Annotated in this window: 16 protein-coding genes, 1 tRNA gene and 2 pseudogenes; 12 read left to right on the forward strand and 7 right to left on the reverse strand. The window is 33.6% G+C overall.

Annotated features, from left to right (window positions below; translation table 11 throughout):
• Nucleotides 1–26: 26 nt before the first annotated feature.
• From AB3211_RS06310 to AB3211_RS06325, 4 genes and pseudogenes are all read left to right on the forward strand, one after another.
• A protein-coding gene (locus tag AB3211_RS06310) for an IS630 family transposase (protein WP_367364002.1) occupies nt 27–910 on the forward strand; the annotation gives its coding sequence in 2 pieces (ribosomal slippage) (nt 27–347 and nt 350–910; 882 coding nt in all).
• 250 nt (nt 911–1,160) lie between these two features.
• A protein-coding gene (locus AB3211_RS06315) for an IS5 family transposase (RefSeq protein ID WP_367364003.1) occupies nt 1,161–1,914 on the forward strand; the annotation gives its coding sequence in 2 pieces (ribosomal slippage) (nt 1,161–1,205 and nt 1,207–1,914; 753 coding nt in all).
• 231 nt (nt 1,915–2,145) lie between these two features.
• Nucleotides 2,146–2,409: pseudogene (locus AB3211_RS06320) on the forward strand (transposase); the annotation flags it as partial.
• A gap of 107 nt (nt 2,410–2,516) precedes the next feature.
• Nucleotides 2,517–2,846, forward strand: coding sequence for a hypothetical protein (locus AB3211_RS06325; protein WP_367364004.1), 330 nt, complete (start codon nt 2,517–2,519; stop codon nt 2,844–2,846).
• On the opposite strand, the gene tnpA is transcribed toward AB3211_RS06325, so the two are convergent.
• The 3 genes from tnpA to AB3211_RS06340 all read right to left on the reverse strand — a co-directional run bounded on the left by tnpA (nt 2,821) and on the right by AB3211_RS06340 (nt 5,442).
• A complete protein-coding gene (gene tnpA, locus AB3211_RS06330) occupies nt 2,821–3,261 on the reverse strand; it encodes an IS200/IS605 family transposase (protein WP_367364806.1) in 441 nt (146 codons plus the stop codon). The two genes, AB3211_RS06325 and tnpA, sit on opposite strands and share 26 nt — an antisense overlap.
• Before the next feature lie 239 nt (nt 3,262–3,500).
• Entirely contained in the window at nt 3,501–4,724 is a 1,224-nt protein-coding gene (locus AB3211_RS06335) for an IS256 family transposase (protein WP_367363661.1), read from the reverse strand.
• 16 nt (nt 4,725–4,740) lie between these two features.
• Nucleotides 4,741–5,442: an IS5 family transposase gene (locus AB3211_RS06340; protein WP_367364005.1), complete on the reverse strand. Its 702-nt coding sequence runs from the start codon at nt 5,440–5,442 to the stop codon at nt 4,741–4,743.
• A gap of 219 nt (nt 5,443–5,661) precedes the next feature.
• Here AB3211_RS06340 and AB3211_RS06345 point away from each other — a divergent pair.
• The 4 genes and pseudogenes from AB3211_RS06345 to AB3211_RS06360 all read left to right on the forward strand — a co-directional run bounded on the left by AB3211_RS06345 (nt 5,662) and on the right by AB3211_RS06360 (nt 7,774).
• Nucleotides 5,662–7,113 (forward strand): annotated as a pseudogene (locus AB3211_RS06345) (IS4 family transposase).
• 57 nt (nt 7,114–7,170) lie between these two features.
• Nucleotides 7,171–7,365 (forward strand): hypothetical protein, encoded by a 195-nt coding sequence (locus tag AB3211_RS06350; RefSeq protein WP_367364006.1) that lies wholly within the window; start codon nt 7,171–7,173, stop codon nt 7,363–7,365.
• On the forward strand, nt 7,362–7,460 hold the full coding sequence (locus AB3211_RS06355) for a hypothetical protein (protein WP_367364007.1): 99 nt from the start codon (nt 7,362–7,364) through the stop codon (nt 7,458–7,460). The genes AB3211_RS06350 and AB3211_RS06355 overlap by 4 nt, the downstream gene beginning before the upstream one ends.
• 237 nt (nt 7,461–7,697) lie before the next feature.
• A tRNA-Ile gene (locus tag AB3211_RS06360) sits at nt 7,698–7,774 on the forward strand.
• Nucleotides 7,775–8,335: 561 nt separating this feature from the next.
• Here AB3211_RS06360 and uvrA read toward each other — a convergent pair.
• Entirely contained in the window at nt 8,336–11,203 is a 2,868-nt protein-coding gene (gene uvrA / locus AB3211_RS06365; RefSeq protein WP_367364008.1) for an excinuclease ABC subunit UvrA, read from the reverse strand.
• 100 nt (nt 11,204–11,303) lie between these two features.
• Here uvrA and ssb point away from each other — a divergent pair, with 100 nt between their 5' ends.
• From ssb to AB3211_RS06385, 4 genes are all read left to right on the forward strand, one after another.
• Nucleotides 11,304–11,753 carry a single-stranded DNA-binding protein gene (gene ssb / locus AB3211_RS06370; protein WP_367364009.1) on the forward strand — a complete coding sequence of 150 codons (450 nt, stop codon included), beginning with the start codon at nt 11,304–11,306 and terminating at the stop codon, nt 11,751–11,753.
• Nucleotides 11,734–12,585: an alpha/beta hydrolase gene (locus tag AB3211_RS06375; RefSeq protein WP_367364010.1), complete on the forward strand. Its 852-nt coding sequence runs from the start codon at nt 11,734–11,736 to the stop codon at nt 12,583–12,585. The genes ssb and AB3211_RS06375 overlap by 20 nt, the downstream gene beginning before the upstream one ends.
• Before the next feature lie 257 nt (nt 12,586–12,842).
• On the forward strand, nt 12,843–13,547 hold the full coding sequence (queC, locus tag AB3211_RS06380; RefSeq protein ID WP_367364011.1) for a 7-cyano-7-deazaguanine synthase QueC: 705 nt from the start codon (nt 12,843–12,845) through the stop codon (nt 13,545–13,547).
• A complete protein-coding gene (locus AB3211_RS06385; RefSeq protein WP_367364012.1) occupies nt 13,540–14,088 on the forward strand; it encodes a GNAT family N-acetyltransferase in 549 nt (182 codons plus the stop codon). Before queC ends, AB3211_RS06385 begins: the two co-directional genes overlap by 8 nt.
• Nucleotides 14,089–14,591: 503 nt before the next feature.
• On the opposite strand, the gene AB3211_RS06390 is transcribed toward AB3211_RS06385, so the two are convergent.
• The 3 genes from AB3211_RS06390 to nuoD all read right to left on the reverse strand — a co-directional run bounded on the left by AB3211_RS06390 (nt 14,592) and on the right by nuoD (nt 16,799).
• Nucleotides 14,592–14,852 (reverse strand): hypothetical protein, encoded by a 261-nt coding sequence (locus AB3211_RS06390; protein WP_367364013.1) that lies wholly within the window; start codon nt 14,850–14,852, stop codon nt 14,592–14,594.
• Between the two features lie 277 nt (nt 14,853–15,129).
• Nucleotides 15,130–15,627 (reverse strand): NADH-quinone oxidoreductase subunit NuoE, encoded by a 498-nt coding sequence (gene nuoE, locus AB3211_RS06395; protein WP_367364014.1) that lies wholly within the window; start codon nt 15,625–15,627, stop codon nt 15,130–15,132.
• The gene (gene nuoD, locus AB3211_RS06400; RefSeq protein ID WP_367364015.1) at nt 15,624–16,799 is read right to left on the reverse strand and encodes an NADH dehydrogenase (quinone) subunit D; all 1,176 of its coding nucleotides are present in this window, start codon (nt 16,797–16,799) and stop codon (nt 15,624–15,626) included. Before nuoD ends, nuoE begins: the two co-directional genes overlap by 4 nt.
• Nucleotides 16,800–16,853 lie beyond the last annotated feature (54 nt).

The following is a 16,853-nucleotide window of genomic DNA, read 5'->3' on the forward strand; positions in this document are numbered from 1 at the left end:
TAAGAAAAAAATTATATAATAGAAATATGCCGTCACCATACAGTTATGATTTACGTTCTAGAGTTATAGAACATTATGAAAAACATAAAAAAATAGCATTTACATGCGAGACCTTTAAAATTAGTCGGTCAATGCTCTATGTATGGATTAGATTAAAGAAACAAACTGGAGATATAAAGGCAAAAGAAGGATACCAAAAAGGGTATGGTCATAAAATCCCTGATTTATTAGCGTTTGGTAATTTAATAAAAGAAGATAACTCTTTAACGCTTACAGAGATAGCAAAAAAACTAGATAATACTGTAAGTATAATGACTATCAGTCGTGCATTAAAGAAACTCAATATTACTCGAAAAAAAAGACATATGCGTATAAAGAAAGAGATGAAGGAAAGCGACAAGATTTTCTCAGTGAATTAGAAAAAGTGCCGATAGAGAAACGAGTTTATCTTGATGAAGCTGGCATAAATGATAATGAATCATATGAATATGGATGGTCAATGAAAGGAAGTCGTTGTAATGGAAGTAAATCTGGGAGACGTAGTGAAAGAACAAGTTTTATTGGTGCGTTAAATCGGAATAGTTTAATCGCATCACTAGTCTTTACAGGGAGCTGTGATAGTAAGGTGTTTGAAGATTATATAGAAAATTGTCTTGTGCCGGAGCTAAAGCCTGGACAGGTTGTCATTGCTGATAATGCAAGCTTTCACAAATCCAAAAGGGCTAAAGAATTAATCGAAAAAGCTGGCTGTAAACTAAAATTCTTACCGTCTTATTCCCCTGATTTAAATCTTATTGAACATCATTGGTTTCCGATAAAAAATAACATTAGAAAATTATTAGATAAAGGAATTTCTGTATTTGAGGCAAGTTGTAGAACATTTAAAATAATGTATGAACCTATATGTTAAGTGCTATATTAATTAATTAAACCATTTAAAAACTCGTATTTTTGTCTCCATTTAAACTATCTTTCAATTTTCTTTTTTGAATATAAGTATTAAGCGATATATGGTTATTATAACCAAAGAATCTAGATATTTTTCTTACCGACAGACCTAGGTTCTGTTGACAAAAATTATAGTTAGGAAAGAGGAATAAAAAGTTGCCATAGTAAGAAGAAATGGTAGTTTCTAGTTATCAAAAAAAGGAACTACCAATATGAAGTATTACATAGAAGAACAAGCATGGGAAGTAATTTTATCATTTTTTAAGAAAAAAAAATGGTATACACAACAAGAATGAAGAAAAAATGAGACATTTTATTGAAGCAATATGGTTTATTGTTAGAACAGGTTGCCAATGGCGTCTTCTACCTGATGATTATGGTTGTTGGTACAGTATTTATCGCAGATTTAAGAGATGGGTTGACAAAGGTATATGGGAGGATTTAATGGATTATGTTAAAGTAGATGCAGATATGGAATCAATTATGATTGATGCAACTATTGTGAGAGCACATGCTTGCTCATCTGGATATATCAAAGGTAATCAAGAAGAAGCGGCTTTAGGTAGAAGCAGAGGTGGTTTTAGTACTAAAATTCATGCCCTTGTTGATGCCCTTGGTAATCCATTAAAGTTTATACTAACTGCTGGGCAAAGAAATGATATAACTCAAGCGGGAAATCTTACTCAAGATGTTCAGAATACGACTGTGATAGCCGATAAAGGATACGATAGTAGTGCATTTGTAGAAAGTTTAGAAAATAAGGGGTGTGAGATTGTTATACCACCAAAATCTAACCGTAAAGTACAACGTGAATATGATAAACATACTTATAAGGAACGACATTTAATTGAGTGCTTATTTGGTAAAATCAAACATTTTAGGCGTATATTTTCTAGATTTGATAAAGCTCCAGCCACTTTTTTAGCTTTTCTAAATTTCGTTGGAACTTTAATATGGTTACGTTAAAATTTTTGTCAACAGAACCTAGTTTTAGTAATTCTTTAATTTTACTAACGTCTTTATCAAACTTGCTTTTTTGTATACTACCAATTGGTTTACCTAAATATTTGGCCTTGAGCTTTTTTAAGTGCAAGGGCATCTTTAGTACGCACACTGATTAGGGCGTGTCATCAATTAAGTTGACAGGAGTGTTTGTTTGTTGTGTAATAGAGAAAAAATTAAGGATAAATTTTCTCTATGCGTCGATATGCTCTACGTGACGATCAATGGGATCGGATTAAAGATAACCTACCTGGAAGGGAAGAGTCTGTTGGTGTAACAGCCAAGGATAATCGCCTATTTGTAGAAGCAGTCTTGTATCGGTATAGGGCTGGTATACCTTGGAGAGACCTACCTGAACGTTTTGGAGATTTTCGAGTGATTCACCTACGTCATTCAAGGTGGAGCAAGACAGGTGTGTGGAAAAAGGTTTTTGAGATGCTGGCTGAAGATGCTGATAACACGTCAGTTCGGGATAAGATATAGATGAAATAGTAATAGATAAAAGGATTGTCAAAAAGGAGTGCCTGCAGTATTTATATTTTTAAACAAAAAAACAAACTACAGGCATGAAAAAAGATATCACAGAATTATATAGTTTTATAGATGATTTTTGTAAAATTTATTTGGAGTATGAACAGAGAAAGTTATTACCATCAAATAAGCAGAGAAATCGCTGTTGTAGCATGAGTTTAAGTGAAATGTTAACAATAATAATTATGTTTCATACATCCTATGCTAAGAATTTTAAATTTTTCTATAAAAGTTATATAGAGTGCATGCATAAGGATGATTTCCCTAAAGCCTTGAGCCAATTACTCCCCCTAGAAGTGGGAGTTTGTTATAGAACCGCTCAAAGCGGGTTAATATTACTTATTTTGACCTGTAAAACAGGTTAAGTTGATCAGCTCTTTTATCCTCAGATTCTTGGTTTTGAACGTATTTACGTACTACCTCTTCATTCGCTCCTACGGTACTCACAAAATATCCTCTTGCCCCAAATTTATGACCAACAAAATTTTGCTGTTTATTTGCTATATTTTGTGCTACCCATATAGAACTTTTACCTTTAATAAAACCCACAATGGTTGAAATAGAATGTTTGGGAGGAATGGATATTAGCATATGCACATGATCCTGCATTAAATATCCTTCCTCTATCTTACATTCCTTTTGACCCGCTAAACGATGCAACACTTCTTTTAACTCTTTCCTAATTAATCCAAATATCGTTTTCTTGCGATATTTGGGTGTAAAAACAACATGGTACTTACATTCCCATGTACAGTGGTTTAAACTATTATAGTTTGGCATATACATTATCCTTCTTGATTCTGCTTTGAGCGGCAAAATCATTTAGGGATATCTTTAGTATATGTCAAACTCTATGATTCCACCGCTGAAAGCGGTGGCTTAGCATTTGGGATAGTTACAGGGTAAGATTTTATACTTTAAATGAATTAGCTAGCCAATTGCTTAATGCTAGAATCCATAATTATGAAAGCAAATTCGGCTCTGTCCAAAAAACTGTGTAAATTCGAAAAAATAGGTCATTAAATTTTGTTAAGCCTATCCTCAAATTTAACCATCAAATGAGCCATAGCTTCATTCCAGTTTGGAATGGGCATAGTCCATTTTTTGGTCATATAGTCAATTGTCAAATATAAACTTTTAAAAACAGCATTATCATTAGGAAAAACCCGCTTATTATTTGTTACTTTACGCAATTGACTATTGACAGATTCAACTGAATTAGTTGTATAAATTACCTTTCTAATTGACTCAGGATACCCTAGAAAAATCATTAGATTGTCCCAATTATTATACCATGATTTGGCAATTTGTGGATATTGTTTATTCCATTTTTCTTCAAAAGATACTAAAGCTAAATGGGCTTGTTCTTCCGTTACTGCAGTATATATCGGCTTTAAATCGCTAGACAGTTGCTTCCTATCTTTATACGACACATATTTTAAACTATTTCTAATCTGATGTACAATACACAATTGATGTTCTGTTTTTGGATAAACTGCTTCTATTGCCTCAGACATACCAGTAAGATTATCGCTACAGGCAATCAGTATATCTTTTAGCCCTCTATTTTTCATTTCGGTAAAATTACCGAGCCAAAATTTTGCCCCTTCATTTTCACTGATCCATAATCCCAATATATCTTTTTTACCAGATAAATCAATTCCTAATGCAACATATACTGCCTTATTGATTATCCTTTTATCTTGCCTGACTTTTACTACTAAACAATCAAAAAATACTATCGGATATATCTCTTCTAATGGTCGACTCTGCCAAGCTTTAACCTCATCCATTACATCATCAGTAATTTGGCTGATTAAGCCTTCACTTATTTCAACACTGTATAACTCCTGTAACTGAATCTTAATATCAGATATACTCATGCCTTTAGCATATAATGATAGTACTTTATCGTCAAAACCATCAAAACGTTTCTGGCGTTTTGGTAGTATTGCGGGTTCAAAGGTATTATGCCTATCCCTTGGTACTTCTATTTCTACAGCTCCATGTTCGGAGATCAGTTTTTTGCTAGTTATACCATTACGAGCATTATCATTATCTGCACAACTGTATTTATCATAGCCTAGATGATTATTCATTTCTGACTGCAGTGCCTTCTCTATTAAACGTTTGGTCAATTCTTTTAATAAACCTCCTTCTTTCAGTATTGTACTTACATCTGTATCATTATCTATTAATAAATCTACTGCTTGCTTTATTGATTCATTAGTTTTTTTATTCATGTAATTTCCTTTTTTGTTATACTTTTATATATAACCTATTTCGAAATTTACACAGTTTTTTGGACAGAGCCAATAAGCACTCAATTAAATGTCGTTCCTTATAAGTATGTTTATCATATTCACGTTGTACTTTACGGTTAGATTTTGGTGGTATAACAATCTCACACCCCTTATTTTCTAAACTTTCTACAAATGCACTACTATCGTATCCTTTATCGGCTATCACAGTCGTATTCTGAACATCTTGAGTAAGATTTCCCGCTTGAGTTATATCATTTCTTTGCCCAGCAGTTAGTATAAACTTTAATGGATTACCAAGGGCATCAACAAGGGCATGAATTTTAGTACTAAAACCACCTCTGCTTCTACCTAAAGCCGCTTCTTCTTGATTACCTTTGATATATCCAGATGAGCAAGCATGTGCTCTCACAATAGTTGCATCAATCATAATTGATTCCATATCTGCATCTACTTTAACATAATCCATTAAATCCTCCCATATACCTTTGTCAACCCATCTCTTAAATCTGCGATAAATACTGTACCAACAACCATAATCATCAGGTAGAAGACGCCATTGGCAACCTGTTCTAACAATAAACCATATTGCTTCAATAAAATGTCTCATTTTTTCTTCATTCTTGTTGTGTATACCATTTTTTTTCTTAAAAAATGATAAAATTACTTCCCATGCTTGTTCTTCTATGTAATACTTCATATTGGTAGTTCCTTTTTTTGATAACTAGAAACTACCATTTCTTCTTACTATGGCAACTTTTTATTCCTCTTTCCTAACTATAATTTTTGTCAACAGAACCTAGGGAATCCAACGGGATTCCATCTTACCTTACTATTACCCACAAAATAACAATGGTGAAAAAGAAGTAAAAATAATATACTGATTTGCAATTAAAATATTACATTGTAGAGGTATAGTATGAGTCAAGAAATAATAAATAATTATTTGACCGAGGAATTTAGTGGAGCTATTTTGGGTGATAAAAGGCTGACAGATAGGTTAATAAAGATAGCTGATAATTTTGCGAATATACCTGAAAGCTCAATTAATCAAGCATGTGGAAATTGGGCAGAAACAAAAGCAGCATATCGTTTTTAAAAAAACGATAATGTTAAGGAATCAAAAATATTAGAATCCCATATTGCTAAAACAGTAGAAAGAATCAAAGAGCATGATAAAGTTCTTGTTATACAAGATACTAGTTATATCACATATACTAGTCATAAAAAAACTACTGGATTGGGTGTGTTATCAAGAAAAGAGGGAAAGAATGTTAAAAATATTGAATGTAAAGGTCTGATAATGCATACTGCCTTTGCGGTTGCTAGCAATGGGTTAGCACTTGGGTTGTTGGATCAAAAGATTCACAATAGACCAGCAGTGCCTGAAGAAATACAACAGTTAAAAAAAACTAGTCATGGTAATACGGTACATATTAAAGATAAAGAAAGTATAAAGTGGCTTAATGCATTACAGAACACTATTAATGCAACGAATAATGGTAATACCCAAATTATAACTGTTTGTGATAGAGAAGCTGATATATATGATTTTTTTGAATTGGCACAAGCTCAGAAATCTAAAGTTTTAGTTAGAGCTGCACAGGATAGAGAAATAAATAAAAAGTCAAAATATTCCAAAAAAGATAGACAATATTTGTGGAAGGTAGTATCGGGTTTCCAGTGTGCTGGAGAAATAGCAGTTAAAGATACTAGTCAAGAAAATAAAGCTAATAGGATTAGACATTTGGAAGTTAGATTTGGAAAATTTATAATGAATCCTCCTGTAAACAATGTAAGACATAAAACAGAAACATTGCCAAATTTACCAGTATATGCCATCAATGTTATTGAGCGTCGTCCCCCTAGTGGAACAACACCATTAGAATGGATGTTACTAACCAATATAGTTATCAATAATTTTGAAGAAGCTATAGAGAAAGTAAGATGGTATTGTTTAAGATGGAGAATTGAAATTTTTCATAAAATTTTAAAATCTGGATTTAGGGTTGAACAATGTAGACTTGCAACAGGAGAAAGATTAATAAAATACTTGACAATCATGAGCATAATTGCTTGGAGAATTTTTTTTATTACTTTAATTGGCAGAACTAATCCTAATCTACCATGTAGTGTAATATTAGCTGAAGAAGAATGGCGAGTTTTGTATGTAAAGATACACAAAGCAGCTCCCCCTAATAATACAATTCCTACAATAAAAAATGCTATAATATGGGTTGCTAAATTGGGTGGGTATTTAGCAAGAAAAAATGATCCAGAGCCTAGTCCTATTGTATTGTGGAGAGGATGGCAACGGTTATTTGATCTAGTTCAAGGTTATCAATTAGCTAACTATAATATTTGTGGGTAATAGTAAGTCCATCTTACCCCGGGTCAAGCTCATGATTTGCAAGGATCTGATGTTTTGATGAATGAATTGACGAAAGCGGATGCTGTACTTGCTGATAAGGCGTATGATGCCAATGCACGTATGCGAGATAAGCTGAAAGATAAGGGATGTATAGCTGTGATTCCCCCAAAGAAGAATCGTGTGAATCCAGCTAAGTATGATAAGGACCTCTATAAAGCTAGGCATTTGATTGAGAACTTTTTGCAAAATTGAAGCAATATAGAGCTATTGCAACACGATATGACAAAACATCTCAGAACTTTTTGGGAGCTGTTTATATGGCTTCCATGGTAATTTGGCTCAATTGATGACACACCCTAGAACTAGCCCAGAAATATAAAATAATGGAATTAATAATATCAAGTTGGGTGTTGGGGGTCATGTTTTTTAAAGCAATATATTGTTATAGTTATGCAAACAAAATAAATAATCAGAAAAATTGACCCAAAAAGTCCTAAATTAATTAAAACTTTTTCAAGTGTTATAAAAATTTTACTAGACTTAGAAAGCTAATAATTATATAAACCTTAACTATCATTATAAGAGGGCCTGTAGTTCAGTTGGTTAGAACCCACCGCTCATAACGGTGTTGTCGCAGGTTCAAGTCCTGCCGGGCCCACCATTCTTCGATTTTAGTGCATTTTACGAATGCGTTAAATGGTGAACGTAGCATAAAGTTTAGCTTTCCGTCTTTTAATTCTAGGTTACCAAACACTAAATTTATCAATTTACGTTTTCTCTCAATAGTAGTGATGTGGTTATACTTTTCCGGACAGTTAATACGAGACAATAAATTAACCTCAGTTCGATATAAGAATTAATAATTCTTATATCGAACTGGCTTTGTTATAAGGAAAAATGCACTCTTGAAGCGGCTGACGCGAGTGCATTTTAACTTTTTTCATCATTCAATATGTGATTTTAATAATTAAAATCACATATTGAATGGAGTGTTATATTTTAACAATCAGGTGGGCAGCCGCTTCAAACCTGATTGTTTCTATATATAACACGAAAGTTCGATGTAACTTGTTACATCGAATTCAGGTTAGGTAGTATTTACGAACAATACTACCTATAATCAAATATTATGAGCTGTATATTTTAATAATAAATGTCAAAAAGTGTCAACAATATTCTTTTAGGAACTTTATATTAAATGTGGCGGCTCATCGCAGCTACCTTAACACTGGTCGAGATAATGCTTTAAATATTGTCCAGTATAGCTCTCACTACAAGCAGCTATATCCTTTGGAGTGCCGGTAGCTACTATTCTACCGCCTTTATCTCCCCCTTCAGGTCCAATATCTATAACATAATCCGCTGTTTTGATAACATCTAGATTATGCTCAATAACTATAACAGTATTACCCATATCAACTAGCTTATGCAGCACTTTAAGCAATTTATTAATATCATCTATGTGCAGCCCTGTTGTTGGTTCATCAAGTATATATAAAGTTTTACCGGTTGAGCGTTTTGATAACTCTTTAGCTAACTTTATTCTTTGTGCTTCGCCTCCAGACAAAGTGGTAGCAGATTGTCCAATTTTTATATAACCAAGTCCTACCTCATTTAAAGTAACAAGTTTTTCGTAAATTAGTGGTACTTTAGCAAAGAAACTCATTGCATCCTCAACTGTCATCCTAAGAACGTCAGCTATAGATTTATCCTTATATTTAACTTCAAGGGTTTCTCTATTATATCTGTCACCATTACAAACATCACATTTTACATAAATATCAGGTAAAAAATGCATTTCTATTTTAATCAGACCATCACCTTGACATAATTCACACCTTCCACCTTTAACATTGAATGAAAACCTACCAACTTTATAACCCCGTGCTTTTGCAGTGGGTAGTTCAGCAAACCAGTCTCTAATATGGGTAAACGCACCAGTATAAGTTGCTGGATTTGACCTTGGTGTGCGACCTATTGGTGATTGGTTTATATCAATAACCTTATCAATATATTCAAGACCTTTAATTGACTTATATTCTCCTGGAAAATTTTTTGAAGAGGGTTCTAAAAATTTTAAAGCTGCTTTATATAAAGTGTGAATTATTAAACTTGATTTACCGCTACCTGATACCCCCGTTATTGCTGTAAAACTGCTCAGAGGAATTGTAATATTAACATCCTGTAAATTATTAGAAATAGCCCCTGTTAATGCTATTACCTTACCCGTAGGGGATACTCTAGTATTTGTTGGTACTTCAATAGATTGTTTACCGCTTAAATAGCTACCCGTTATACTATTGGGAGATTGTTTAATTTCCTCAATTGTTCCTTGAGCTATTATATGTCCACCGTGAATACCGGCACCTGGTCCGACATCTATAATGTGATCCGATTCGTACATTGTCTCTTCATCATGCTCAACAACAAGCACTGTATTACCAAGGTCTCGAAGATTCTTTAGAGTTTCTATTAATCTAGCATTATCACGTTGATGCAAACCAATTGAGGGTTCATCAAGTACATACAACACACCACTAAGCCCTGAACCAATTTGCGATGCCAAGCGAATACGCTGACTTTCTCCACCAGACAGAGTTCCTGATTCTCTAGACAAAGCAAGATAATCAAGACCAACATTCATAAGAAATTGTAATCTTTCCTTGATTTCCTTTAATATGCGTTCAGCGATAGTCATTTGTCTTTTATTGAGCTGTTTGTCTAATTGATTAAACCATTTTTGTAGTTGCAAAATACTCATGGTAGATACTTGTCCAATATGCATATCAGCGATTTTAATACAAAGAGATTCCATTTTTAGCCTATAACCTTCACAAGATGTGCATTTGTACTCTGCTTTATATTTTAATAATTCTTCTTTTACTAAAGAAGAATCAGCCTTACGCTCCTTTTCTTGTAAGCTAGGTATTATTCCAGCAAAAGGTTGCTGTACCACCTGAGATTTAGAACCATCATGATACTGAAATTTTATAACATCGTCACCTGATCCATGGAATAATACTTGCTGTATAGTATTTGGTAGTTCTATAAAAGGAGTGTCTAATGAGAACTCGTAATGATTTGCTAAAGCTTTTAATGTTTCTAAAAAAAACTTTGAGGATATTTTCCCCCAAGGTGCTATAGCTCCATCTTTAATACTAATTCTGCTATTTGGAATAATTAATTCTTTATCAAGACACAATTCTGTGCCGATACCCTCACATTTAGGACAAGCACCAAATGGGCTATTAAAGGAAAAAATTCTTGGTTCTATTTCAGTAATTTGGAAACCAGAAACTGGACAAGAATATTTTTCTGAAAAAATGATTCTCTGACCTTTAGTAAGGTTGGTTTCTAATCCGTTTGGTAGGTCAACAATTTCAACATATACTATACCATCTGCCAACTTAAGAGAGATTTCCAAACTATCTGCAAGCCTGTTACCTAAATCATCTTCTAGAGAAATCCTATCAACAATTACTTCAATATTATGTTTTTTATTCTTATCAAATTTTGGAAGATTATCGATTTCATAAATTTCATTGTTAATGAATAATCGCCCAAAACCCTGTTTTTTAAGATCAAGCATTTCACGTCTGAATTCACCTTTTTGTCCTCTGATAATTGGAGCTAATATGTATAGTTTAGTACCCTTAGGAAAATTATGAATGGCATCTATCATCTCTGAGATGGTCTGATTCTTGATTGGTAAACCTGTCGCTGGAGAGTAGGGTACTCCTACCCTTGCATATAATAATCTTAAATAATCATAAATTTCAGTTATAGTACCCACTGTAGAACGAGGATTTTTAGATGTGGTTTTTTGATCAATAGCTATTGCAGGTGACAAACCAGAGACCGATTCAACATCAGGTTTATCCTGAAGGTGTAAGAATTGCCTAGCATATGAAGATAAACTTTCAACATATCTACGTTGTCCTTCTGCATAAATAGTATCAAAAGCTAGTGAAGATTTTCCAGAACCACTAAGCCCTGTAATTACTACAAACTTATTTCTTGGAATATCAACATTTACATTTTTTAAATTATGCTCCTTAGCACCACGGACTTTAATATATTCTTGTATCATAATTTGTTATAAATTTTTAAGGAACTTTCAAAAAACTTGTAGCATTATAGGTTGTTTTGAATTACTATTGCAATAGTAATTTTTAAATAGGTAATGATCTGTGGCTGGTAGTTTAAATAAGGCAGTATTAATAGGTAATTTAGGGCGTGATCCAGAAATTAGGCACACGGCTGATGGTAAAGAGATAGCAAGTTTCAGTATTGCTACTTCTGAGACTTGGAAAGATCGTGCTACTGGAGAGAAGAAAGAAAAAACCGAATGGCATAGAATAGTAGTATTTAACGAAGGTTTGGTGTCTGTTGTAAAGAATTATGCCAAGAAAGGCACTAAAGTTTATTTAGAAGGTAATTTACAAACTAGAAAATGGGTGGATAACCTTGGTCAAGAAAAATATACAACAGAAATAGTATTACAAAATTTTAACTCACAATTTATATTGTTAGACTCTAAAGGTAGTGGGGCTAACTCCCTAGATTCTATTGTACCAAAAAGCACAGTTGGTAATAGTAACTTTGACCATAGTGATCTAGATGATGAAATACCTTTTTAAAATTGTTCTACTTTCTATATCCCTGTTATTTTCTGCGTGTGTTTCATCTATAGATACTAGGATTGAGGAGGCAGATAAGGTAGCCTCAATAAACCACTTTGAGAAAAAACTAGTTAAGGCTGGCGATTTTGTTATTACAACTTACCAACGTGTTTCAGATAAAGATAGCCCTTACGTATTTTATATTGAGGGTGATGGTAGCATTAGTATAGGGCGTTACGCAGTTTCTAGCAATCCAACCCCTTCCAAGATTATGTTGCTTAAGCTTGCAGCTCTTGATACTAGACCTAATATAGTTTATATAGCTCGTCCGTGCCAATATACGCCAGTAGAACTTAACCCCAATTGCAGTCAAATCTATTGGACAGACAAAAGACTTGCCAAGGAGGTTATAGAATCAACAAACATAGTAATAAATAGTATAAGTAATAGTAAACCAGCTAGTTTGGTTGGCTTTTCCGGAGGTGGTGGAGTTGCTGTCTTGGTTGCAGCAAGAAATAAGCATATTAAAGATATAATAACTATAGCTGGTAATCTTGATATTGAGAATTTCAGTAAACATCATGGGATATATGCATTAAAGGAGTCATTAAATCCCATAGATTATGCCATAAAAATTAGCAATATTCCGCAATTACATCTTTCGGGAGGTAAGGATGCAATAGTACCGAGTAAAATTATGCAGGGCTATATAAAAGCTAGTTCTTCAGATTGTATACAACAAAAGATTTTCCCTAATATTACTCATACCAAAGGTTGGGATAAGGTGTGGCAGGATGTGCTAAAAATTAATCTTACCTGTGGGTATAACAAACCCCAATTCAAGAATTAGTTAATTCTTATCCCGAGTTGGCTTTAATATAAGGAAAAATGCATTCTTAAAGCGGTTTTGCGAATGCATTTTAAAGCTTTCTAAAGCTAAAAATATGATTTTAATCTTTTTAAATCATGTTTTTAGCAAAATATTAATTTAACAATCAGATGCAGAGCCGTCTCAAATCTGATTGTTTCTATAATTTCACCGAATTTGGGATAAGAATTATTAATTCTTATATCGAATTGAGATTAATCAGGGGAGGGGAAGATTTTATGCAGAAGGCAGTAGCTTTAGTTAGTGGCGGTGCAGATTCAGCCACAGTACTAGCAATGATAGAAAAAATGAATTACGAAATTCATGCCATAAGTTTTAACTATTCTCAACATAATAATATTGAACTTGAGAAAGTTAAAGAGTTAGTTAAGGACTATAATATCAAACAACATAAAATTGTAAATATTGATTTACGTAGCTTTGGCGGATCAGCTCTTACTGATGATGCCATAGAAGTACCAAAATATAAAGATCATAGTGATTTAGAGGATAATATACCAATCACTTATGTCCCAGCACGTAATACTATATTTTTAAGTTATGCTTTGGGATTTAGTGAAATAATAGGAGCCTTTGATATTTTTATGGGGGTACACGCAACTGATTATGCTAATTACCCAGATTGCCGTCCAGAGTACCTAGACGCTTTTGAGAAGCTTGCTAATCTTGCAACTGCGGTAGGAGTATTGGGTACACGAATTACCATTCATGCTCCCTTAATAAATATGACAAAAGGGCAAATTATTAAAACCGGTCTAGAATTAGGAGTAGATTACTCCAAAACAATTTCTTGTTATGACCCATATAATGGGTTATCTTGTGGGACATGTCATGCCTGCTTACTCAGACTTAAGGCCTTTGAAGAAAATAATACAATTGATCCAATTAATTATAAAAGTAAATTCGCTTCTACGTATGCTTAATCGTTCTATATACCATCAATTTCCTATGTTAGACCTAGACAACATAGTGCTGAGAGAATTAACTAGTGATGATTCAGAAGACTATTTTGGTTATATGAGTAAATTAGAGATGCTCCCTTTCTTGACAGATAGCAACAGTCCATCAACTATCCCACAAGCTGCTGATGAACTAAAATATTGGTCTAGCTTATTTCATTACCAAAGAGGATTTTACTGGGGTATTTCCCTTAAAGATAATAATAAACTTATAGGTACGGCTGGGTTTAATACTGTTTCTACAATGCACCTCAAAGCAGAAATAAGCTACGATCTTGATCCTGCATTTTGGGGTAAAGGAATTATGCTAAAATCTATCAAAGCTATTTTAAGATTTATAGAATATGCTGGTATTGTTCGAACCCAAGCTACTGTAATAAATGACAATATACGTTCAATTAATGTTTTGGAACGATGTAATTTTGTCAAAGAGGGGTTGCTTAAGAAATATGAAATTGTTCAAGGAGTACATAGGGATTATTATATTTACGCTAGAGTGCTGTAGCATAGTACCCTACATTTTTTATATAACCACTATTAAAATGGCTGCTGATCGTCATTGCGAGGAGTCGCTGAAAGCGGCGACGCGGCAATCTAGGATACGCGAAGCGTACTAGAAAAAAACAGCTTCGCTGTTTACCTAGATCGCCACGGCATCTAAAGATGCCTCGCGATGACGATTATAGAAAAATGTAGGGTACTATGGGAATTCGTATACACATTATCTACACCTAGTTCGCTCACCCATTGTTTGTTGTCCCTATTCTTCAAATCTTCGAGTATACTTACCATTGAATTCAGGGGTTAAGTAGAAACAATCAGGTTTGATGCTCGCCTACACCTGATTATTAAAATATAATATTCCATTCAATAGGTGATGTTAATAATTAAAATTACCTATTGAATGATGAAAAAAGTTAAAATGTACTCGTGTCAACCGCTTCAAGAGTGCATTTTTCCTTATATTAAAAGGAGCTTATACTTAGCTAATTATAGATCTATCTACTGTTATAAATCTCGTTTATGTTTATCGATCTCTATGATATCATCATTTTCTAGCCCTTGTTCTATTACATGTTTTTCAAACATTGAGTATATCATACTCATATCTTGAAAATTTTCTAGATACTCTTCTAGTTTATCAAGCTCAGTCAGACAGCTATTCTTATCGCCCTGTTTAAGATGTAATTTGGCTGATTCTACTAGTTGCTGTAATGTACCTAAAACATCCAATTTCATTAGCTCCTTCAGAATCACATTGCGTAGCATAAGTACACCTCTCTAAGTTATATATCATATTTCTTATGCTATGCTAAGTAGTTTAGATGTCAACAATTTAATTTCTATTGTAATAAATAATTATCTTTAAAGAGCGAAAGTTTAAACCAGTAGCGATATTGTTACAACCAAGAATTCATTTTATACACATACCTTATGTACACCTATTTCGCTTACCCCTTGTTTACTGTTCCCATTCTCCAAACCATTTGAGTATACTTCTTTAATTTTGCTACTACCCAATAATAAATATTAAAAGCTGCAGAAGTCAGGTGAGACTATCAATTAAATCAGCCATTTTTTCTTCATCTAAGTTCTCAAGGAAATCATCATTAATTTGTACAACTGGTGCATTGACACAAGCTCCCAAACATTCAACTTCTGTAAGGCTAAATTTTTTATCACTTGTTAGTTCACCAAAGTTAATACCAAGTTTTTTTTTACAAATAGTTACAATTTTATCACTACCCCTTAGCCAACAAGGAGTAGTACCACAAATTTGTATATGATATCGTCCTACTGGCTTTAGATTAAACATGGTATAAAATGTTGCAACTTCATATGCTCGGATGAAAGGTAAATTTAGAAAATTTGCTACATACTCTATGCAGCCTCTTGGTAACCAACCATTCATTTGGCGTTGTGCAAGGTCAAGTAATGGCAGGATAGCACTCTTTTGTTTGTTTTCAGGATATTTCTTAATGATATTTTGGGCTTTTTTTAAGTTCTCATCATTAAAACTGAAATTTAGTGGTTCATCATTCATCGATCAATTTCTCCAAAAACAATATCAAGACTGGCAATAATAGTTACCACATCTGCCATCAAATGTCCTTTTGACATGAAATCTAGACCTTGGAGATGGGCGAACCCAGGGGCTTTAATCCGGCATCTATAAGGTCTGTTTGTTCCATCAGAGTATAAATACACACCAAACTCGCCTTTTGGTGCTTCAACAAATTTATATATTTCGCCTTTTGGCACATCATATCCTTCAGTGTAAAGTTTAAAATGATTAATCATGGCTTCCATTGATTCTTTCATTTTTTCTCTTGAGGGTGGTGCAATTCTAGGATCATCAGTTTTAATAGCACCCTCTGGCATTTTTTCAAGACATTGCTGTATAATTTTAAGCGATTGGTACATTTCTTCAATACGGACCAAATACCTATCATAACAATCACCAGATTTGCCAATTGGTATATCAAAATCTAGCTCATCATATACATCATACGGGGTGGCTTTTCTAAGATCCCATGCGATGCCTGAGCCTCTAAGCATTGGGCCAGAAAACCCCCAATCCATAGCTTCTTTTTGACTTACTACTCCGATATCTACTAAGCGTTGTTTCCAAATTCTATTGTCATTTAACAGAGTCTCGACGTCTTCTAATTTTTTTGAGAATTGCTGAACAAAAATATTTATATCTTCTAGTATACCATTTGGTAAGTCCTGTGCAACACCACCAGGTCTAAAATAATTTGCATGCATTCTAGAGCCGGAGACACGCTCATAAAATTCCATAATTTTTTCGCGTTCCTCAAATAACCATAATAGAGGGGTAGTAGCACCAACATCTAGGGCTTGTGTTGTTATATTCAGTATGTGATTAAGGATACGAGTAAGCTCAGAAAACATCACTCGAATAAACCCCGCTCGTCTTGGCACATTGCAGCCAAGCAATCCTTCAACTGCTAAGGCAAAAGCGTGTTCTTGGCACATTGGCGATACGTAATCTAACCGATCAAAATATGGTATAGCTTGTAGGTATGTTTTATGCTCAATTAATTTTTCAGTACCACGATGCAGTAATCCAATATGCGGGTCTGCTTTATTGATAACCTCACCATCCATTTCTAAAATTAATCTTAATACCCCATGAGTAGCTGGATGTTGTGGACCAAAATTTAACACAACACTTTTATTATTATCACCCACCTTGTTTTAGACCCCGGCAATTGTTGATTTTAATCGAGTATATACCAAAATTTT

The organism is Candidatus Tisiphia endosymbiont of Nedyus quadrimaculatus (assembly GCF_964059235.1).
In the GTDB taxonomy this organism is placed as follows: Bacteria; Pseudomonadota; Alphaproteobacteria; order Rickettsiales; family Rickettsiaceae; genus Tisiphia.